Annotated in this window: 17 protein-coding genes; 16 read left to right on the top strand and 1 reads right to left on the bottom strand. The window is 48.6% G+C overall.

Annotated features, from left to right (window positions below; all coding sequences use genetic code 11):
- Nucleotides 1-55: 55 nt before the first annotated feature.
- A complete protein-coding gene (locus QRD89_RS08450; protein ID WP_008639166.1) occupies nucleotides 56-538 on the top strand; it encodes an RsfA family transcriptional regulator in 483 nt (160 codons plus the stop codon).
- Nucleotides 539-641: 103 nt separating this feature from the next.
- Here the strand turns inward: QRD89_RS08450 and QRD89_RS08455 are convergent, their stop codons facing one another.
- Nucleotides 642-1,130 (bottom strand): N-acetyltransferase, encoded by a 489-nt coding sequence (locus tag QRD89_RS08455; protein WP_008639167.1) that lies wholly within the window; start codon nucleotides 1,128-1,130, stop codon nucleotides 642-644.
- Nucleotides 1,131-1,288: 158 nt separating this feature from the next.
- Between QRD89_RS08455 and QRD89_RS08460 the strand changes: the two genes are divergently transcribed.
- From QRD89_RS08460 to ftsA, 15 genes are all read left to right on the top strand, one after another.
- Nucleotides 1,289-2,167: a 2-dehydropantoate 2-reductase gene (locus QRD89_RS08460; RefSeq protein WP_026577516.1), complete on the top strand. Its 879-nt coding sequence runs from the start codon at nucleotides 1,289-1,291 to the stop codon at nucleotides 2,165-2,167.
- On the top strand, nucleotides 2,160-2,543 hold the full coding sequence (locus tag QRD89_RS08465) for a DUF3397 domain-containing protein (protein WP_008639169.1): 384 nt from the start codon (nucleotides 2,160-2,162) through the stop codon (nucleotides 2,541-2,543). Before QRD89_RS08460 ends, QRD89_RS08465 begins: the two co-directional genes overlap by 8 nt.
- 158 nt (nucleotides 2,544-2,701) lie before the next feature.
- Nucleotides 2,702-4,327 (top strand): bacillithiol biosynthesis cysteine-adding enzyme BshC, encoded by a 1,626-nt coding sequence (bshC, locus tag QRD89_RS08470; RefSeq protein ID WP_286096720.1) that lies wholly within the window; start codon nucleotides 2,702-2,704, stop codon nucleotides 4,325-4,327.
- Nucleotides 4,328-4,489: 162 nt separating this feature from the next.
- On the top strand, nucleotides 4,490-4,921 hold the full coding sequence (mraZ, locus tag QRD89_RS08475) for a division/cell wall cluster transcriptional repressor MraZ (RefSeq protein ID WP_008639171.1): 432 nt from the start codon (nucleotides 4,490-4,492) through the stop codon (nucleotides 4,919-4,921).
- Between the two features lie 21 nt (nucleotides 4,922-4,942).
- Nucleotides 4,943-5,923 carry a 16S rRNA (cytosine(1402)-N(4))-methyltransferase RsmH gene (rsmH, locus tag QRD89_RS08480; RefSeq protein ID WP_008639172.1) on the top strand — a complete coding sequence of 327 codons (981 nt, stop codon included), beginning with the start codon at nucleotides 4,943-4,945 and terminating at the stop codon, nucleotides 5,921-5,923.
- On the top strand, nucleotides 5,920-6,291 hold the full coding sequence (gene ftsL / locus QRD89_RS08485; protein ID WP_008639173.1) for a cell division protein FtsL: 372 nt from the start codon (nucleotides 5,920-5,922) through the stop codon (nucleotides 6,289-6,291). Before rsmH ends, ftsL begins: the two co-directional genes overlap by 4 nt.
- Nucleotides 6,292-6,312: 21 nt before the next feature.
- Entirely contained in the window at nucleotides 6,313-8,460 is a 2,148-nt protein-coding gene (locus QRD89_RS08490) for a penicillin-binding protein (RefSeq protein ID WP_286096721.1), read from the top strand.
- Between the two features lie 87 nt (nucleotides 8,461-8,547).
- Complete coding sequence (locus tag QRD89_RS08495) at nucleotides 8,548-10,470, top strand: stage V sporulation protein D (RefSeq protein ID WP_286096722.1); 1,923 nt, start codon at nucleotides 8,548-8,550, stop codon at nucleotides 10,468-10,470.
- A gap of 43 nt (nucleotides 10,471-10,513) precedes the next feature.
- Nucleotides 10,514-11,989 (top strand): UDP-N-acetylmuramoyl-L-alanyl-D-glutamate--2,6-diaminopimelate ligase, encoded by a 1,476-nt coding sequence (locus QRD89_RS08500; RefSeq protein WP_286096723.1) that lies wholly within the window; start codon nucleotides 10,514-10,516, stop codon nucleotides 11,987-11,989.
- Nucleotides 11,986-13,344 carry a UDP-N-acetylmuramoyl-tripeptide--D-alanyl-D-alanine ligase gene (locus QRD89_RS08505; RefSeq protein WP_286096724.1) on the top strand — a complete coding sequence of 453 codons (1,359 nt, stop codon included), beginning with the start codon at nucleotides 11,986-11,988 and terminating at the stop codon, nucleotides 13,342-13,344. Before QRD89_RS08500 ends, QRD89_RS08505 begins: the two co-directional genes overlap by 4 nt.
- A 39-nt stretch (nucleotides 13,345-13,383) precedes the next feature.
- The gene (gene mraY / locus QRD89_RS08510; RefSeq protein ID WP_026577512.1) at nucleotides 13,384-14,370 is read left to right on the top strand and encodes a phospho-N-acetylmuramoyl-pentapeptide-transferase; all 987 of its coding nucleotides are present in this window, start codon (nucleotides 13,384-13,386) and stop codon (nucleotides 14,368-14,370) included.
- A complete protein-coding gene (gene murD / locus QRD89_RS08515) occupies nucleotides 14,367-15,710 on the top strand; it encodes a UDP-N-acetylmuramoyl-L-alanine--D-glutamate ligase (RefSeq protein ID WP_286096725.1) in 1,344 nt (447 codons plus the stop codon). The genes mraY and murD overlap by 4 nt, the downstream gene beginning before the upstream one ends.
- Before the next feature lie 64 nt (nucleotides 15,711-15,774).
- Entirely contained in the window at nucleotides 15,775-16,872 is a 1,098-nt protein-coding gene (gene spoVE, locus QRD89_RS08520) for a stage V sporulation protein E (protein WP_286096726.1), read from the top strand.
- Nucleotides 16,873-17,478: 606 nt separating this feature from the next.
- Nucleotides 17,479-18,411, top strand: coding sequence for a cell division protein FtsQ/DivIB (locus QRD89_RS08525; protein ID WP_286096727.1), 933 nt, complete (start codon nucleotides 17,479-17,481; stop codon nucleotides 18,409-18,411).
- Between the two features lie 395 nt (nucleotides 18,412-18,806).
- On the top strand, nucleotides 18,807-20,108 hold the full coding sequence (ftsA, locus tag QRD89_RS08530; protein WP_008639188.1) for a cell division protein FtsA: 1,302 nt from the start codon (nucleotides 18,807-18,809) through the stop codon (nucleotides 20,106-20,108).
- The last annotated feature ends 38 nt before the right edge of the window (nucleotides 20,109-20,146 follow it).

Raw genomic sequence — 20,146 nt, forward strand, 5'->3', positions numbered from 1 at the left:
TTCTATCAATCCCCCCTTATGCATAACTATAAGCAAACGATAGAGGAGGGATGCTATGGATGCTCCTAGACAAGACGCCTGGAAGGACGAGGAAGACGTCTTTCTTGCAGATACGGTACTGAAATATATCACAGAGGGAAAAACACAGCTCGAGGCCTTTCAGGAAGTTGCGGAGAAGCTGCATCGAACCCCCGCTGCATGCGGATTCAGGTGGAATGCGACCGTCCGTAAACAGTATCAGAAGGAAATCCAGGAAGCGAAAAACAGTCGGAAAGCGACACGCACACTGTATACGGCTGCTTCCGGAAACGGCGAGACGCCGATGTCGCTTGATGCTGCTATTTCTTTTCTGAAGGAAATGAAAAGCAGACAATACGATGAACAAGGCAAGGAAAGCCTCGAAGTTCAGCTGAGGCAGTTGAATGAAGCGAACGAGAAGTTAAGAGAAGAGCTCAAACAATGGGAAGCGGCGTGGAATGAGATGGATAAGCTCGTCCACTGGGTGAAGGAAAAGCGTAAAAGTGAAAGTGGCGTGTAATCATTTAATAAAAGCGTGGACTTCTTCTCTATTATCTTCCTATTTACCGCACACACGCCAATGAAAAAGGCCCCTACCAAACAGCGTAGAGGCCTTTCTTCGTTTATTTCTCTTCTGCGGGCCGCTCCTCGACTCCCGAAGGAAGCCAGATAAGAGGGTTCTCCCCAAGATCTCTTTCCACATCGTAATGGGCTTTTTGGAAGCCCATCTTTTCCCAAAAACTGTGTGAGTTAATGCGCGGGTTTGTTTTCAGTGGAAGATCATAGCCTTTTGCGAACTCTACGAGCGCTTTTCCATATCCAAGACCACGATAGTCCGGAAGCACCTCGAGCTTCCATAACTCCAGATAGTCCTGAGGAGGCTTGAAGTAATGGTCATATTTCGATTTCACACGATATAAGCTCATCCGCGCCACTAAAGCGCTTCCATGATAAATGCCGTAAAATGGTGATTCACTGTCATTCTCTACAATATTGCTCTCAAGATCCTCCAGCATCGTAAGTTCCTGATTGCCATATTCCTTGAACCTCTTGAATTCTTCCAGCGTTTTATAATTGACCAGTAGCGGCTGGACTTTCATTTTCGTTGTCATGATGGAATCCCCTTTCTTATATCTGTATCTCTCTATATTATAATATAAAAAAATTCAGAAATAAATGAACAATTGGTTCGTGGACAAGAATCGACTGCACCAGCAGAAACTATTCTGCTACAATAGGGAATTAGAATGGGAAGAAATGGGGAGGATTCATGAAAATAGGAATAGTTGGAGCCGGGGCTGTCGGATTGCTCGCCGGCGCATACCTGGGCAGACACCACGAGGTACATATGATCGTGCGGCGCGAAGAACAAAGGAGAATGTTGACAAAGAACGGAATTGCCTGCGATACGCTGGAAAGTCCCGTCCCTGTAAAGGCTTCGCGCTCCTTGGATGAGGAGGTGGACCTTATCCTTTTGACCGTAAAGCAGCATCATCTTCCGGATGTGTTGGATGATGGACTCCCGGCCGGTGTCCCGTTATTATTTCTGCAAAACGGTATGACGCACTATAGGCGTGCTTCCCTCGATCCGCGTCCGTGTTTTACAGGAATTGTGGAACATGGAGCGAGGAAAGAAAACGATTGCTCCGTCCGTCACACAGGAAAAGGTGTCATGCGAATAGCGCCGTTAACAGACGAGGGCTTTGGGGTATATCGCCGCCTGTTTGAGGCGCTTGCGGAAGAGGATTTCCCGATTTATTTGGAGGGACGGGCGGAGACGATGCTGAAGAAAAAGCTTCTTGTGAATGCGGTCATTAATCCTGTAACCGCCGTCTTTAAAGTGAGAAACGGAGAACTGCTTACCAACCCTTATCTTAGCGATATAGCACGGAAACTCTGTGAAGAAGCCTGTGACGTCCTTTCTCTCTCTTTTCCGGACGAATGGGACAGGGTATGTCGGATCGCAGAGAAGACAGGCAGCAACCATTCTTCCATGCTTGTTGACCTTATGGAAGGGAGACAGACAGAAGTGGATGCCATATCCGGCTATATTTTAGAAGAGGGCACCCGGCCGCTTCCCTATCATGAGTTCATCGTTACCGCTGTCCGGGCCATAGAATGGGAGGAAGGAGGGAATACGAATGAGTGATCTTTTTGTGTATGTCATTGCAGGAATCGTGACCCTGCCGATTCCGTTTCTCGTCCTCTTTTATTTATGCGCACGCAAAATGAGCCGCTATAAGCTTAAGGCTCTCCACCGTACGGCCAATTACACAGCACCAGTCTTCATCTTAGCTGTCCACGTGCTTCTGATCGTATTGTTCGACCGCAGCTTTTTATCTGTCATCATCATCTTATTACTGTTATTATTTGCTGCATCGATCATTGCTCAGTATAAGTGGAAGGAGGAAGTCCGCTTTTTACGCGCCTGGAGAAGCTTGTGGCGGGTAAGCTTCCTGTTGTTTATGGTTCTGTATATGGGTTTGTCCTTGTTCGGCTTGGTCGACAGGCTGTTCTTCAGTTGATATGGTGGGGGGAGCCATACGGAGATACAACGCCTGGAAACGCGGGTTGCGTATCTTCTCCAAACAGATGAGGTGAAGTATCCTCCTGTTTTTTGTACAATACAAGAGGATACATACTTCAACCATGTAACTTCAGCAAATAAAGGAGCCATATAGATATGCGTATCGACCCAATACAATTACCGTCCAAGCAAGCGTTCTTCCAGGATTATAAACAGAATTATGAAGCGGTAGCCGACCGTTTTGCGTACCACCCTTTCGAAGATGCGACCTGGCAGGCAAGACTGGACAGGCTGAAAAAACAGCCTTATCAGCGGGAAGCCTTGGCAGAAGTGCTGACAGAAATGAATACCCGCTGGGATGCGCCCGCCGCCTCTATGGAAAATATTGAGAAACTGAAAGAAGAAGACAGTGTCGTTGTCATAGCCGGACAGCAGGCAGGGCTTCTTACAGGACCGCTTTACTCCGTCCACAAGATCATCTCTGTCCTGCAGCTGGCGAAAGAAAGCGAGAGAGCAACGGGGCGGAAGGTAGTCCCTGTTTTCTGGATCGCCGGGGAAGACCACGACTTTGATGAAATCCATCATGTGTTCATGAAAGAAGACGACCACATGCGTAAGATGACCATCGACCACATGCCGGAAACGAAAGCATCGGTTTCAGAACTGGACATCGATCAGGAGAAGGGGCGTAAATGGCTGAAGGATGTCTTTCAGATGATTTCGGAAACCGAATATACCCTGGATCTGTTCAAGGAAATGGACCGTCAGTTGAACGAGTCCAAGACGTACACGGACTTCTTTGCTCGATTGGTGTATCGCTTGTTCCCGGATGAGGGGATCGTTTTGATCGATGCCCATGCCCCGGAAGTGAGAGAACTGGAGTCGGATTATTTTAAGAATATGATTGAGCACAACCGTGAAATTGCCCAGGGGGTATATGCTGTCCTTCAGAAGAACCGCCAGGCCGGCTACGAAACACTACTGGACAGTGAAATCAATGACGCCCACCTCTTTTACCACCGGGGAAAAGAGCGCATTCTCCTTAACCGGGAGGAAGACGGGATGTTCCGAGGGAAAAATAATGAAGTGGCTTTATCGAAAGAGGAGCTGCTTCACATAGCAGAGCACTCCCCGCAGCAATTGAGTAACAACGTGGTGACAAGGCCGTTGATGCAGGAGTCGTTATTCCCGGTGCTTGCTTTCATCGGTGGTCCCGGTGAAATCAACTACTGGTCTGCCCTTAAACCAGCCTTCGATGCGGCGGGTCTCTGTATGCCGCCTGTCTTCCCGAGGCTGTCCTTTACACTCGTCGACAGGAAGACAGGACAGAGCCTGGAGAAGTTCCAGATCACAGCTGAGCATGCTGTCCGACACGGTGTCGCCGGGGAGAAAGTCAATTGGCTTGCCGCGATGAGTCAACCTCCGATCGGACGTCTGTCTGAACAAGTAAAGGAAGAGATCGACCGTGTGCATGCTCCTTTACGACAGGCATCGGCCGGTATCAGTACAGATCTCGGGCAGCTTGCAGAGAAGAACCTGCAATATATCCTGGATCATATCGATTATATGGAGAAGCGTCTCCACCAATCCATGGAAAACCGTCATCAATATGAAATGGATCTTTTTGCGGACATCGATGTCACACTTCATCCATCCGGGGGCCTTCAAGAACGAGTGTGGAGCATTCTCCCATGGGTCAACCAGCACGGGATGGAGTTGTTCAGCCGGTTGAATAGACACCATCTGAGCTTTGAGCAGGACCATTTTGTCGTATATTTGTAGGGGAAGTCACCCACTTTCTACCACGAACAGAAAAATAGCTTCCACCCTTTAAAATCCTGCCTTTCGAGGCAGGATTTTTGCTGTTGGGAGAGAATGAATAAAAAGTAAGTGGAGAAAAGTGGGGCGATGTGGTAAGGTGAAATCAGAAGGTGGGGGAACTCTATGTTCATGGGTGAATACCAACATAACATCGATGCGAAAGGAAGGATTATTGTGCCTTCCAAGTTCCGCCCCGATCTCGGCGAAAGCTTCGTCCTGACCAGGGGTTTAGATCAATGTTTGTTTGCTTATCCTATGGATGAATGGAGACTGTTGGAAGAGAAGCTTAAAAAGCTTCCCCTTACTAAGAAAGATGCCCGGGCCTTCACCCGCTTCTTCTTCTCCGGTGCTGTTGAATGCGAAGTGGACAAGCAGGGGAGGGTGAATGTCCCCCCGACACTTCGGAAGTATGCATCATTGGAAAAGGAATGTGTCGTGATCGGTGTTTCCAACCGAATAGAGTTTTGGAGTCATGAAGAATGGGAAAGTTATTTCGAGGCATCGGAAGAATCCTTCTCAGAGATTGCAGAGAATATGTTGGATTTTGATATCTGACAAGCAGAAACGAGTGAAACCATGTTTGAACATTATAGTGTATTGAAAAAAGAAACCATTGAATATTTAGCTGTCGATCCGAAAGGGATTTACGTAGACTGCACCCTCGGTGGTGGAGGACATTCCGAAGCGATCGCATCTGTGCTTGAAAGCGGAGGACGGCTGATCAGTTTCGATCAGGATGAGATTGCACTGGCAGCCGCAAAAGAAAGACTGGAGCCGTACGGAGATCGGGTGACGTTCGTCCATGCGAACTTCAGACAGCTGGAAGAAAAACTGGAAGAATTGGGCATCCCTGAAGTGGACGGGATCATTTATGACCTCGGTGTCTCCAGCCCTCAGCTGGACGTGGAAGAGCGTGGTTTCAGTTATCACCAGGATGCACCGCTTGATATGCGGATGGACCAAAGCCGCCCGTTAAGCGCAAAAGAAGTCGTTAACGATTGGGCATATGAGGATTTGGTTCGTATTTTCTTCAAATATGGAGAAGAGAAATTCTCGAAGCAGATCGCCCGTAAAATTGAAGCGGCAAGGGAAGATAAACCGATCGAAACGACGGGAGAACTGGTGGAATTGATCAAGGATGGAATCCCGGCACCCGCAAGAAGAAAAGGCGGACACCCGGCTAAACGGATTTTCCAAGCCATTCGTATTGCGGTCAATGATGAATTAGGAGCCTTTCAGGACAGCCTCCATCAGGCAGCGCGTTCCGTAAGCGTCGGCGGCAGAATCGCTGTCATCACATTCCATTCTCTTGAAGACCGCTTGTGTAAGCAGGCATTCAAGAAGTGGAGTTCGAATCCGCCGCTTCCGAAGAATCTGCCAATGATACCGGAGGATAAACAGCCACCTTTCCATCTCGTCAGCCGAAAGCCTATTGTGGCGGAAGAGGAAGAGCTTGAAGAGAATCGCCGTTCCCGTTCAGCCAAACTAAGAATCGTCGAGAAAGTCAAACCTTGGAATAAGGATTTTGAATTCAATGAAGGGTGGAAGCAAACATGAGCGCGGAGCAAATAAGAAGACAAAGACAGCCTTTACATCAGCCTGATAAACAGAAGCAGGTGAAAGTAAAGGTACATAAAAAGAAGTGGATCAGTACAGGAGAGAAAGTGTTGTATTCCGTTTCCAGTGCCGTCGTCATCGCCGCCTCTGTATTCCTTGTTCAGTTCTCCTCCTCTACGGATTCTCTCAATAGAGACATCCGCAGTCTCGAGGAAAACATTTCGAAACAGGAATCGGTCAATGAGAATCTTGCCTATGAAGTCAAAGAATTAAGTAACCCGGACCGTATACTGGGTATTGCTAAAGAAAACGGGCTCGATATCCAAAACGCCAAAGTAAAACAGGCCGGAAAGGTTTCCGATGAGTGACTCTCACTCAGGTGATGCGTGATGAAGAATAAGAAAACCAATCGCAGCGCCGCCCTGCTTCTGTTGGCTTTTGGAGTCCTGTTCCTCGTCATCGCGGGCCGTTTCTTATATATTGAAACGGCTCCGAAAGTCGAAGGGGTGGACTTGAAGAAGTGGGCGGAGAACGTGCGGAAGACGACCTATGATATCGATGCAACACGAGGCAAGATTTACGATAAGAACGGGATGGTTCTTGCTTACGACCGTCCGACTTATCGGATCTATGCGATTCTGGATCCGGATTATTCCATAAATTCCGCGGAGCCGAACCATCTGCAGGATGCGGATGAAGCGGCGGAGAAGCTTGCTCCGATTCTTGAGATGGATGCGAGTGAAATTAAGGAGAAAATCGTAGACGGCCAGGAAAACGATCGGTTCCAAATCGAATTCGGTTCTAAGGGCCGTGATCTTTCACAGGCGAAAAAGGAAGAAATTGAGGATCTTGACATAAGTGGCATAAACTTTACAGAAGAAGCGAAGCGCTATTATCCAAACGGGATGTTCGCTTCTCATATCATCGGCTTTGCCCGTACATCGGAAGGGGAAATATCCGGTGTGACCGGCATCGAAAAGCAGATGGAGAAGTATTTGAAAGAGACGAAGGGCGAAATCAGTTACGAGCGGGATAAGTATGGAACGAAGCTGCTGAATCCGAATGAAGTGATGAAAGAACCGGAAAACGGGGACGAAGTCTACTTGACGATCGATCAGAAGATTCAGACATTCCTGGAAGATGCGATGTCGGAAGTAGATGAGCAGTACAACCCTAAGAAAATCATGGCGGCGGTAATGGACCCGAAAACGGGCGAAATCCTCGCGATGAGTAACCGACCGAGCTACAATCCGAACGCAATCGGAGATGTAGACAACTGGTATAACGACATGATTTCCAACCCGTTTGAACCCGGGTCGACCGTAAAGATGTTCACTTGGGCAAGTGCGATTGAAGCAGGCGTCTATAAAGGAAGTGACATGTTCAAGTCAGGGACGTACAAGGTGACGGAAGACTCGCCTGTCATCGGGGACCATAACAACCGGAACGGCTGGGGGTCCATAACGTATGATGAAGGCTTCCAGCGTTCATCCAACGTGGCGGCTTCCAAGCTTGCGTACGATGTTCTGGGACCGGAGAAACTTCGTAAATATTTCTCTGACTTTCACCTTGATAAAAAGACGGGGATCGACCTTCCGAATGAAAGCAACGGAAGAATCGTATTCGATCGTCCGATCGAGCAGATAACGACAGCCTTTGGACAGGGATCGACGTTCACGCCGATTCAACTGATGACGGCGGCGACGTCGATTGCCAATGATGGTCAGATGATGAAACCATACGTTCTTTCGAAAATCACCTCCAGTGAGGACGGCAAGGTCGTGAAAGAAAATAAACCGGAACAAATCGGAGCACCGATTTCCCCGGATACGGCGAAACAGATGAGAGATCTGCTCGGAACCGTCGTCACTTCCGAGCACGGCACGGGCCAGTCTTTCAAACTGAATGACTATACACTGGCAGGAAAGACAGGAACCGCCCAGTTGACGGGAGAGGATGGCACTTATCTTACAGGCAGAAACAATTACGTTTTCTCCTTCATGGGAATGGCACCGAAAGAAGACCCGGAACTTCTTATGTATGTCGCTGTCCAGCAGCCGGACCTTGAACCGACGGAACTTGGATCGGAGCCGGTTTCCTATATCGTGAAGACGGTCATGGAGAACAGTCTGCATTATATGGATATCAAGCCGGATAAAGAAGTAGAAGAGCCTATGACCCCGCTCTCCCTGCCTGATGTCACAGACCAGCCGGCAGATGAAGCGGCCCGCAAATTGAAAGAGACTTTCGAAAATGTGGAAGTCATCGGCGATGGCAGTAAAGTGACAGCCGTTCTACCTGAACCCGGTACGAAAGTGGTAGAGAACCAGAAGATCATGATCGTCACGGATCAGCCGAAGATGCCTGACTTGACCGGTTATTCCATCAGGGATATCCAGCGTCTTGCGCGGCATTTCAAACTGAATATTGAAACAATGGGTAATGGATATGTTGAAAAACAAAGCATACCGGCAGGCTCACCAATAAAAGAAGGAGGCTATCTGGTGGTGGAACTTTCCCCTCCGGCCTCTGAGTAACACCATTCCAGGCAGTGTTCTAATCGTTTCTTGATTGCATATAGTGATACAAGCTGACTCTAACGACTTTTCAAAGGAGTTTAAGAGATGAGACGAGTATCGCAAGTAATCGTAAAGAAACGGTTAGTCACTGTTTTTCTTGTGGGAATGGTTATTTTTTTTGTCATTGCAGGGAGACTTGGATATGTACAGTTCTTCTTAAGTGATTTCCTGATCTCCAAAGCGGAAGAATCGTGGAGCAGGGATATTACGTTCGAGCCGGAGCGGGGAGAGATCCTCGATACGAATGGGGAAGTGCTTGTGGGGAATCAGTCCGCTCCGACGGTCATGGTTGTACCCAGACAGGTGAAGGATCCGGACAAGACTGCTAAAGATCTGGCTCAAATTCTGAATATGGATGTAGAGAAGGCGCTTGGTCACGTGACGAAGAAGACGTCAATCGAACGGATTCATCCGGAAGGCCGCAAGATATCGGAAAAGCAGGCGGAGGCCATTCAGTCCCTGCAGCTTCCGGGGGTTTATGTAGCAAAGGATTCGGAGCGTTATTATCCTCATGGTTCGTTTCTTTCGCACGTGCTTGGGTTCAGCGGCATCGATAACCAGGGGCTGCTCGGGCTGGAAGCTTATTATGATGAAGAACTGAAAGGGGAGAAGGGCGCGCTGTCCTTTTTCTCCGATGCGAAAGGGAAACGAATGCCGGATATGGCGGACATATACAGCCCGCCGGAGGATGGCAAGGATCTTCAGCTGACAATCGATTACAAAGTACAGTCCATCATCGAGAGGGAACTTGATATTGCACAGGCGAAATACAATCCGGATGGAGCCGTAGCGCTGGCGGTGGATCCGGATACCGGCAAAGTGCTTGGGATGGCGTCCCGTCCCAATTTCAACCCGGCGAATTATCAAGAGGTCAAACCGGAAGTATATAACCGGAATCTGCCTGTCTGGAGTACGTACGAGCCCGGATCGACCTTCAAGATCATTACGCTTGCTGCAGCGTTGGAAGAGGATCTCGTCGATTTGGATGACGAGCACTTTCATGATTCCGGATCAATCAATGTCGACGGCTCGACCCTGCACTGCTGGAAGAGCGGAGGCCACGGCGATCAGACGTTCCTTGAAGTGGTACAGAATTCCTGTAACCCGGGTTTTGTACAGCTGGGACAGCGTCTTGGCACAGAACGCTTGTTTGAATATATTCATCGTTTCGGCTTTGGTGAGAAGACCGGCATCGACCTCGAAGGAGAAGGAAAGGGAATCCTCTTTAAGGAAGAGAACGTCGGGCCGGTAGAGCAGGCTACGACAGCCTTCGGACAAGGGGTATCTGTCACACCGATTCAGCAAGCGATGGCAGTTGCGGCCGCAGTGAACGGCGGTTATTATTATGAACCGTATATTCAGGAAGCATGGCGTGATCCTGTCAGCGGCGACATCCTCGAGAAAAATGAACCGAATATGAAGGAGCGCGTCATTTCCGAGAAGACGTCTGCAGAAATCAGACGTGCCCTTGAGAGCGTCGTTGCACAAGGAACGGGGAGAGGGGCTTACGTTGAAGGATACCGCGTCGGAGGAAAAACGGGTACCGCCCAGAAGGTAGGTCCGGATGGCAGATATATGGAGAACAATCACATCGTTTCTTTTATCGGCTTTGCTCCTGCTGACGACCCAGAATTAGTCGTTTACCTTGCTATCGACAACCCGAAGGACACGGTTCAATTCGGCGGAGTCGTCGCTGCCCCGATTGTTGGCAGCATTATGGGCGACAGTTTGCGTGCGATGGGGGTCAAACCGAGGAAAGATGGCCTGGAAAAAGAATATGCGTGGCCGGAGGAACCACTCGTGGAAGTTCCTGATATCATCGGAATGGACGAAGAAGAACTGGGGCAGATGCTTTTGAATTTAGAAATTGAGGCAAGCGGCGACGGTAAGGAAGTCATCACGCAGTCACCGGAACCGGGTGTGAAAGTAGAGAGCGGTTCGAAGGTTCGTGTCTATATGGGGAATTGATTTTACGCTATAATAAAATTTGCATGCAGGTAGGGTGACGTGTATGAAAATGAGTGAGCTGCTACAGTTTCTTCCTTTCTATCAAACGACTCAGCCGGTTGCAGATATAGAGGTCAAGGGTTTGTCCATGGATTCGCGGACGACCTGTAAGGGCGATGTATTTATCGCTATCCGCGGGGTGGAGGCAGACGGACACCGTTACATAGCTTCAGCGGTTCAAAAGGGGGCCGCAGTGATCGTAGCGGAAGAAGTGACGGATACAGATGTGCCTGTTGTGCTCGTCAACGATACGTCACGGGCACTTGCTATGATGGCGTGTGCTTTCTATAAGACACCCTCTCATTTCCTTCCCGTTATCGGCATCACCGGTACTAACGGGAAGACGACGATCACGTACCTTCTTGAAGAGATGTTCCGGCTTCACAGACAGAGAACGGGGATTATCGGAACCATTCAGGTGAAGGTAGGAGACAGAGTCTTCCCTGTAAAGAATACCACTCCGGATGCACTTACGCTCCAAAGGTATCTATCCGATATGCGTGCAGAAGGAGTAGATCAGGTAATCATGGAAGTATCCTCGCATGCACTGGATCAGGGGCGGGTGTACGGCTGTGATTTCGATATCGCTGTCTTTACAAACTTGACGATGGATCATCTTGATTATCACGACAATTTCGACGATTACCTTCGTGCTAAGTCCCTATTGTTCGCACAATTAGGAAATGGGTATAATAAGGGACGTGAGAAATTTGCCGTCATTAATAAAGATTCTCCATCTGCGATAAAATTCATCCGATCGACCTCACAGGCACTGCTCACATACGGCATCCACGAGCGGGCGGATGTCATGGCGAAGGATTATGTCCTGAAGGAGACGGGCACGCAGTTTCAGTTGATTACACCGATTGGAAACGTTAGGATCGACAGCCCTATGATGGGGATGTTCAGCATATACAATATGCTGGCGGCGGCAGGGGTAGCTGTGTTGTCTGGCATCCCTCTTGCGACCATTCAGCAGTCTCTCGGCAGCAGTAAGGGAGTGAAGGGCCGCTTTGAACCGATACGGGAGGGGCAGGATTTCGGCGTAGTCATTGATTATGCCCATACCCCGGATTCCCTTGAAAATGTGATTCAAACTCTGGATGGAATATGTCAGGGAAGAAAAATCGTCGTAGTCGGCTGCGGCGGGGATCGTGACAGAAGCAAGCGTCCCCTCATGGCCAGGCTTAGTGTGGATAACGCGGACCTTGTCTTTTTTACGAATGATAATCCCAGGACGGAGGAACCGGCACAGATTTTTCATGACATGACGATCGGGTTGAAGGGGAACTATACCATTATTGAAGACCGGAGAGAAGCCATAAAGCAAGCGTTGAAGCAGGCGAAGCAAGGCGACATCGTCCTGATTGCAGGTAAAGGTCATGAGACTTATCAGGAAATGGACGGTGTCCGCCATCCATTTGATGATGGAGAGACAGCAAAACAGATACTAAGAGAAATGAAGGAGCATCCAACATGATACTAGAAGTGGTAGAACTATCGAAACTGTATCCGAACAGTAAAGGAGCGTCCAAAGACAGCATCCGTATTGAATCCGTCATGACCGATTCCCGTAAAGAAGCGAAGCAGAGCCTGTTCGTTCCTATCGTTGGCGAATCGTTCGATGCCCACCGATTCATTGGTGATGCGATCAAACACGGGGCTGTCGCAGCAGTGTGGCAGAAAGACATAGAGGTTCCTGCCCTTGTACCGACGGATTTCCCGTTGTTCTTCGTGGACGATACGACCAAAGCGCTTCAGGATGTTGCAGACTACTATTTGAAGAAGGTGGACCCGGTCATCGTCGGTGTAACGGGATCAAATGGAAAAACGACTACGAAAGACCTGGTCGCAGCCGTGCTGTCGACCCGTTTCCGGACGCATAAAACGGCAGGCAACTTTAATAATCATATCGGGCTTCCGCTGACCATCCTTTCTATGGACCCTGAGACGGAAGCATGCGTACTGGAGATGGGAATGGACCGGGCAGGGGAGATTTCCGTTTTATCCAATCTTGCAGAACCGGATCACGCCATCATTACGAACATCGGGGAGTCTCACATTGAAAACCTTGGATCGAGAGAAGCCATCGCAAAAGCGAAGCTGGAAATCACGGAGGGACTTTCCCGGACAGGATCGTTGATTTTGGACGGTGACGAACCGCTGCTTGAACACAAGAAACAGGAGGAAGGAACAATCAGCTGCGGATTTGGTGATGACTGTGACTATCAAGCCGTAATTGAGTCGTCCTCCGATAATGACACGACGTTCCGTGTCGGTGCATCCACCTATACGCTGCCTATGGCCGGGAAACATAATGTGAAGAATGCCACATTTGTCATTGCCCTCGCCGAGCGTCTCGGGTTGACGAAAGAACAAATTCAAAATGGATTCGGCCGCATACAGATGTCTGCCATGCGTTTTGAAAAACATGAAGGTCCGGAAGGGTCTCTTATTATAAATGATGCGTACAATGCGTCCCCGACGTCTATGAAAGCCATCATTGAAGTTATTAAAGATTTGACATCAAAAACCCAAAAAGTGTTAGTATTAGGTGATATGTTTGAATTGGGAGATCAATCAGAGATGCTCCACCGGAGTGTGGCAGACGCCATCGATGAATCGATTTCAGCCGTATTCACCATCGGCGCCCACGCCAAACAGATCTCCGACGCCGCACGGGCGGAATATCCGGATATGGAAACTAAACACTTTGAAGAAAAGAAAGCGTTAAGTCATCATGTGCGTTCGTTACTGACTGCTGATACTGTAGTTCTTATTAAAGCTTCCCGTGGGATGAAACTCGAAGAGCTGCTGACGGATCTTGTAGACTGATCGACAGGCGATGATGATGCTTAAGGAGGAAACGTACTAATGAACGAATACATACTACTAATTACTATGGCAATTTCATTCGCTATCACCGTCGTGATTTCGCCGATGATCATACCATTTTTAAGACGATTAAAATTCGGGCAGGCCATTAGAGACGAGGGGCCTGAATCCCACCAGAAGAAATCAGGAACACCGACGATGGGTGGAGTCATGATCATCGTTGCCGTTCTTGCAACAACGCTGATTGCAAGTGCTGTCTTCCATCCGGATTCCAATGGAGCGGAATTGTTCATCCTGCTATTCGTCCTTGTGGGGTACGGACTGCTCGGTTTCCTGGATGACTATATTAAAGTCGCTCTCAAGCGCAATCTCGGCCTTACTTCCAAGCAGAAGATGCTCGGCCAGATCATTATTGCTCTGGTCGTTTATTTCATTTTACGCAACTCCGGATTCCCTACCTATATCAGCATTCCTGGAACTTCCGTGGAATTTGATCTCGGCTGGGGTTACGCCATCCTAATTCTGTTCATGCTTGTCGGTGCCTCCAACGCCGTTAACTTAACGGATGGACTGGACGGATTGCTTGCGGGTACAGCAGCCATCGCTTTTGGAGCATTCGCCATCCTTGCCTGGACAGGAGATATGAATGTCGAAGTCACGCTCTTTTCTTTGGCGGTCGTAGGAGCCCTGCTTGGATTCCTGGTGTTTAATGCCCATCCGGCTAAAGTATTCATGGGAGATACCGGCTCGCTTGCCTTAGGTGGAGCCATCGCAATCATTGCCATTCTTACGAAAATGGAATTAATTCTTGTTATTATCGGTGGCGTATTCGTTTTAGAAACGTTGTCCGTTATTATTCAGGTCATCTCTTTCAAAACGACCGGCAAACGGGTCTTCCGCATGAGTCCGCTGCACCATCACTATGAACTGAAGGGATGGTCTGAATGGCGTGTAGTAACGACATTCTGGACAGTGGGGCTTTTATTTGCTGTTATTGGTATTTATATTGAGGTGATGTTCCGATGAAGACGTTGAAGCAATTTTCCTATACGCATGTATTAGTTTTGGGTTTAGCAAAGAGTGGAACAGCTGCGGCCCGCTTGTTGTTGGACAGCGGTGTGCAGGTACGGGTTAACGATTTGAAGGCAGATCCGGAGAGTTCGGAAGTCCGTGCATTAATTGAAGCAGGTGCAGAAGTGATTACTGGAGGGCATCCGCTGTCCGTTCTGGATGGTGTTGATTACCTGATCAAGAATCCGGGAATCCCTTATGAAAATCCGATTGTTTCAGAAGCGGTGGAGAGAGGGATGCCGGTTGTAACAGAAGTGGAGCTCGCCGGATTGCTGCACGAAGGACCGCTCGTAGCAGTCACAGGATCCAACGGGAAGACGACGACTACGACGCTGATTCATGAAATGATTAAAGCAGACGAGCAGAAGGTCGCCCTAGCCGGCAACATCGGACACGTATCCTGTGAAGTAGCGCGTTCCACAGAAGCCGATGAAACGATGGTGACCGAACTTTCTTCTTTCCAGCTGCTTGGAACAGAAGAATTCCGTCCGGATATCGCTGTCTGGCTTAATTTGTATGAAGCGCATCTCGATTACCACCATACGCTTCACAATTATCATGAAGCGAAAGCGAGGATCACCAGGAACCAGACGGAAGCGGATACCCTCGTTTACAATGCCGATGATGAAAGGATTCAGGCCTTCCTTTCACAGACGAAAGCGAAGCTCGTGCCGTTTTCACTGAAAGAAAAAGGGAAGGGAGCCTGGGTGGATGACACGCATCTGTACTTTGAAGAAGAAGCGGTCATAGAGCTTTCGGAAATCGTGCTTGTCGGGGAGCAGAACCTGCAGAATATATTAGCCGCCGTCGCCTGCGTGAAGGTTAACGGTATTAGGAACCAGGCCATCATCGAAGTTCTCCGTACATTCGCAGGCGTCCCGCATCGGCTGCAGTTCGTCACAAAGAAAGAGAACCGATTGTTTTATAATGATTCGAAGGCGACCAACATCCTTGCGACTTCCTATGCGTTGAAGTCCTTCCAACAACCAGTCATCCTTCTCGCCGGAGGGCTGGACCGCGGGAACAGCTTCGACTCACTTCTGCCTTACCTCGGGGGAGTGAAGGCGATGATCGTGTTCGGCGAGACGGCAGAGCTGCTCATGAAGACGGCTGAAGATGCCGGGATTGAATCGGTTGGGAAGGTAGATACGATGGAAGAAGCCGTCCATGAAGCTTACCGGCAGTCTGAAGCAGAAGATGTAATTTTGCTGTCTCCGGCATGTGCCAGCTGGGATCAGTACCGCACATTCGAAGAAAGAGGCGACATGTTTATAGAAGCGGTGCATAAGCTCTAATAAGGGCTTATGCGACAAGCTTTAGCCCTGTTTTCCACTAAGATGGGAGGTAGGGCTTTTTTGTATGGAAGAACAAAAGAAGCCGGATTTATGGCTGATAGTCTCGATCCTCGGTATATTGACGATTGGTATCATCATGGTGTACAGCTCTTCGAGTATATGGTCGGAATATAAGTTTGACGACCCCTGGTTCTTTGCGAAGCGGCAGATTCTTTTTGCGGCAGCCGGCCTCATAGCCATGACAGTACTGTCGCGGATTCCTTATTATGTCTGGCACAGACACGCGAAAGTTATCCTTGTCGTCTGTCTCATATTCCTTATCGCCGTCCTTATTCCCGGAGTAGGGATGGTGCGCGGCGGCGCCCGGAGCTGGATTGGTGTCGGGATGTTCAGTATCCAGCCCTCCGAATTCATGAAGCTCGGTTTGATCTTATTCCTGGCCCGTTTTTTATCCGAGCGTCAGAAGAAGATGGCCTCCTTTCAGGAAGGCTTTCTTCCGAGTCTTGCCCTCATTCTCGTTCCGTTTGCTTTGATCATGCTACAGCCGGATCTAGGGACAGGTGTCGTCATGGTCGGGACATGCCTTGTTATGCTGTTCACAGCTGGTGCAAGAGTCAGCCACTTCATGTGGATTGCCGCAGCTGGTGCGGCTGGCATGATCGGGTTGATTGCTTCTGCCCCTTATCGGATTAAACGGATCACCGCGTTTCTTCATCCTTGGGAAGACCCGCTTGGTGCTGGGTTTCAAATCATTCAATCATTGTATGCCATTGGACCGGGCGGACTTCTCGGCTTAGGGCTTGGTAACAGTATGCAGAAATTTTTCTATCTGCCGGAGCCTCAGACGGATTTCATTTTTGCTGTGCTTGCAGAAGAGCTTGGTTTTCTCGGTGGACTGCTTGTTCTCAGCCTGTTCTTCATTCTGCTGTGGAGGGGGATTCGGACAAGCTTATATGCACCGGATCTGTTCGGATCGCTGCTTGCTCTTGGTATCGTTGGAATGATAGCCATTCAGGTCATGATCAATGTGAGTGTAGTAACCGGCCTGATTCCCGTTACCGGCATCACCCTCCCTCTGGTAAGCTATGGAGGTTCGTCCCTTACGCTGACCCTTGCAGCTCTCGGCCTGCTGCTCAGTGTAAGCCGCTACTCGGCAAAATAACCTTGTCTTTGTAAAGCAACAGGTGAAATTCCAAATAGGATTCTCCTTGAGTGTTCCCGACCCCTAGCACTGCCTGATGGCAGTGCTTTTTCATTTTTGTACAGGTAACAGCATCCCGTTGCTCCGCTCCCCGGTCATTTACGGAACGAAAGCCCTGTGTACCAAGGTCTACGTCCATTCATGAATTCACGGATAAACGGCACTTCCATCCCGGCTGTCGGATAGGAGAGCCTCGGATCATAACTTTCCGACCGTTACGAACGAACCAAAAAACAAGCCGTAATAGAGCCATATTTTTCTTCTGTAAACTATAATTAGGTTTTAATGTAAGCTTTTTTACATAATCCTTTAATTTTTCGTTTAGAGTTTTTTGTATATGGGTAAACCATTTTAGCGAATGGACGCCGGATCTCCCGATTCGGCTGTTTTTTTGTATGAAATTTGCTAGCAAACTAGTAAAACTCTCTCAATCTCGTGCACCGTTTTTGTGATATAATGGCAATGGATAGGTGTATTGAACATCGACACATATCAAGGAATATCATTCTTTCCGACAGCTAGATAGAGCATCGAAAGGGTGTCTGGGAGTAAGGAGAAATGCCCGTTATGGAAGAGAGAAAAGTGGTTTCCATAGAAGATCGCATACCAAAACTGAAGCAGACGAGGCGAAAGAAAGCCAATCGTCGATTGATTGTGTATTTGACTATTCTATTTTTGCTGATTGCGACGGTCATCTATCTCCAGTCGCCGCTCAGCAACGTTCGAAATATCGTCGTGGAAGGCAATGATCATGTGCCTGAAGAGAAGATTATGGAGCTTGCGAAGCTGAGTACAAACACGAATTACTGGAAAGTGAACGACAAAGAAGCAGAGAAGAATATTGAAAGTCATAAACAAGTCACGTCGGCGACGGTGGACCGCCGTTTCCCGAATACTGTCCATATTGACGTGACAGAGGCAGAGCGTATCGGATATGTTCAGCAGGATGGAAAGTATTACGCGATTTTGGAAAATGGGACGAGGCTTGACGGTTCCGACGCTTATCCTGGTGGGGATGCACCGATTCTGGCCGGATTCACAAAAGAAACGTATTTGAAAGAGATGTCCCAGGAATTGAAGGAGCTTCCGTCCAGTGTGTCCAGTCTGATTTCCGAAATACACTGGGAACCGGAGGAAGGGAATCCTTACCAGATCCGTCTTTACATGAATGACGGTTTCCAGGTTCAGGCTTCCATCCGTAATTTCTCTGATAAGATGCCTGCTTATCCTTCCATCGTTTCTCAATTGGAGGACGGCGCAGAAGGTGTCATACATATCGGAGTCGGCGCCTATTTCGAGGAATTCTCATCCTCTGATAAAGAGGAAGGCCCGGAGGAGGAAGAGACACAGACAGGAGAGACAGCACCTGAAGAGCCTGCGATTCCGGATGAAGTCGCTCCTGAACCGGAAGGAGCACCGGAGGAAGCAGATGACGGGGAAGGTGAGTCTGAAAGCGCTCCGGGGTCGGAACAATCTGACCAAGCTTCCACAATACAATAAGTTCTTCCGAAGAGAGTAGGGGAGGGGTTGAACCCGCGTCGCTGCGGTGTTTTCATTCCCCGCCCTTCAAGTCCATACCGCGTATATCTGTCCTTAACATCACGGCTGTGTGGACGGGGTGCATTCCTTCTCGGCGGACGTTCTGCTGCACAGGCTGCTTTTGTCCAGAAATTACTAATGAAAAGATGAAAAAAATCAGCGTATTTAAAAGGAAATTAACGAAAGTCTGTGGAAAACAACTATATAGTACCAGTTTGCCACTAGGATAAAGGAAATGCATAAACCATTCGAATATATCAATTCATTTACGTTTATATTGCAGCGATTGTTTTTTGAACGTGAATTCGATATGCTTTGAACTACTTATATGGCTTGTTACAGGAGGTGCGTCACTGGTGAATCAGAATGAAATTTTAGTTAGTTTAGATATAGGTACAAGTCGGATTAAAGTGATAATTGGAGAAGTGATGAACGACAGCCTCAATATTATCGGGGTTGGCACAGCAAAATCGAACGGAATGAAGAAAGGCGCTATCGTGGATATCGACCAAACGGTCCATTCGATTCGTTCTGCCGTAGAGCAGGCGGAGCGGATGGTGGACATGAAGATCGACCGCGTCGTCGTCGGGGTAAACGGTAATCATATACAACTGCAGTCCTGTCATGGCGTAGTAGCCGTTTCAAGCGAAACTCGTGAAATCGGTAACGAAGATATCGCCCGTGTGATCGATGCTGCACAAGTCGTCTCCATTCCGCCGGAAAGGGAGATCATAGATGTCATACCACGACAGTTTATCGTGGATGGACAGGATGAAATTACAGACCCAAGAGGGATGATCGGTGTTCGTTTGGAAATGGAAGGAATGATCATTACCTGCGCGAAAACCGTTTTACATAATACATTGAAATGTGTGGAACGAGCAGGACTGGAAGTGTTGGATGTTTGTCTGCAGCCGCTCGCTTCCGGCACTGTCTCCTTATCCGGGGATGAAACAAACCTCGGTGTCGCTCTGATCGATGTTGGAGGCGGTTCTACTACAGTTTCCGTATTTGAGGAAGGGCATTTGAAGGGCACGGGCATGATCCCGTTCGGCGGAGATAATGTAACGAAGGATTTATCCATCGGCCTGCGTACTTCTACAGAGGAAGCGGAACAGGTTAAAATGAACCACGGTCACGCCTTTTTCGACGATGCTAATGAAGAAGAAAACTTTTCTGTCACAATAATTGGAAGTAATCGTCAACAAGCATTCAATCAACTGCAAATCTCTGATATGATTGAAGCTAGAATGGAAGAAATTTTCGTGTTCGCTGCGCAGGAGATTCAGAAGATGGGTGTGCGTGAGCTGCCCGGCGGTTTCGTGCTGACGGGTGGAACGATGAATATGCCCGGTGTGCTTGAACTGGCCCAGGACGTGTTCCATGCCAATGTAAGGCTTGCCATCCCGGATTATATAGGTGTTCGAGAACCGCAGTTCACCAGCGGCGTAGGCATCTTGCAATTCGCCTATCGTAATGCGAAAATACAAGGGAAAGAGATTTTCCCTTCCGTATCGGAAGACTTCCATGAAGAATCGCAGCAGCCGAAGAAACAGAAGCGATCAACGGCTAAACAACAGCAGAAAGAAGAAACAAAGAAACCAGAGAAGAAAAAAGAGTCAGGCTTCAGCAATCTATTGAAGTATTTCTTTGATTAACCCACAAGTTTGAGTCGGTCGATGGACAGACGAACCAA

Source organism: Halobacillus sp. ACCC02827, from assembly GCF_030291935.1.
GTDB lineage: Bacteria > Bacillota > Bacilli > Bacillales > Halobacillaceae > Halobacillus.

Bases quoted from the DNA above. Each gene is read 5' to 3' on its own strand.
- QRD89_RS08450 (WP_008639166.1), top strand. From the start codon at position 56: ATGGATGCTCCTAGACAAGACGCCTGGAAGGACGAGGAAGACGTCTTT.
- QRD89_RS08455 (WP_008639167.1), bottom strand. From the start codon at position 1,130: ATGACAACGAAAATGAAAGTCCAGCCGCTACTGGTCAATTATAAAACG.
- QRD89_RS08460 (WP_026577516.1), top strand. From the start codon at position 1,289: ATGAAAATAGGAATAGTTGGAGCCGGGGCTGTCGGATTGCTCGCCGGC.
- QRD89_RS08465 (WP_008639169.1), top strand. From the start codon at position 2,160: ATGAGTGATCTTTTTGTGTATGTCATTGCAGGAATCGTGACCCTGCCG.
- bshC (WP_286096720.1), top strand. From the start codon at position 2,702: ATGCGTATCGACCCAATACAATTACCGTCCAAGCAAGCGTTCTTCCAG.
- mraZ (WP_008639171.1), top strand. From the start codon at position 4,490: ATGTTCATGGGTGAATACCAACATAACATCGATGCGAAAGGAAGGATT.
- rsmH (WP_008639172.1), top strand. From the start codon at position 4,943: ATGTTTGAACATTATAGTGTATTGAAAAAAGAAACCATTGAATATTTA.
- ftsL (WP_008639173.1), top strand. From the start codon at position 5,920: ATGAGCGCGGAGCAAATAAGAAGACAAAGACAGCCTTTACATCAGCCT.
- QRD89_RS08490 (WP_286096721.1), top strand. From the start codon at position 6,313: ATGAAGAATAAGAAAACCAATCGCAGCGCCGCCCTGCTTCTGTTGGCT.
- QRD89_RS08495 (WP_286096722.1), top strand. From the start codon at position 8,548: ATGAGACGAGTATCGCAAGTAATCGTAAAGAAACGGTTAGTCACTGTT.
- QRD89_RS08500 (WP_286096723.1), top strand. From the start codon at position 10,514: ATGAAAATGAGTGAGCTGCTACAGTTTCTTCCTTTCTATCAAACGACT.
- QRD89_RS08505 (WP_286096724.1), top strand. From the start codon at position 11,986: ATGATACTAGAAGTGGTAGAACTATCGAAACTGTATCCGAACAGTAAA.
- mraY (WP_026577512.1), top strand. From the start codon at position 13,384: ATGAACGAATACATACTACTAATTACTATGGCAATTTCATTCGCTATC.
- murD (WP_286096725.1), top strand. From the start codon at position 14,367: ATGAAGACGTTGAAGCAATTTTCCTATACGCATGTATTAGTTTTGGGT.
- spoVE (WP_286096726.1), top strand. From the start codon at position 15,775: ATGGAAGAACAAAAGAAGCCGGATTTATGGCTGATAGTCTCGATCCTC.
- QRD89_RS08525 (WP_286096727.1), top strand. From the start codon at position 17,479: ATGGAAGAGAGAAAAGTGGTTTCCATAGAAGATCGCATACCAAAACTG.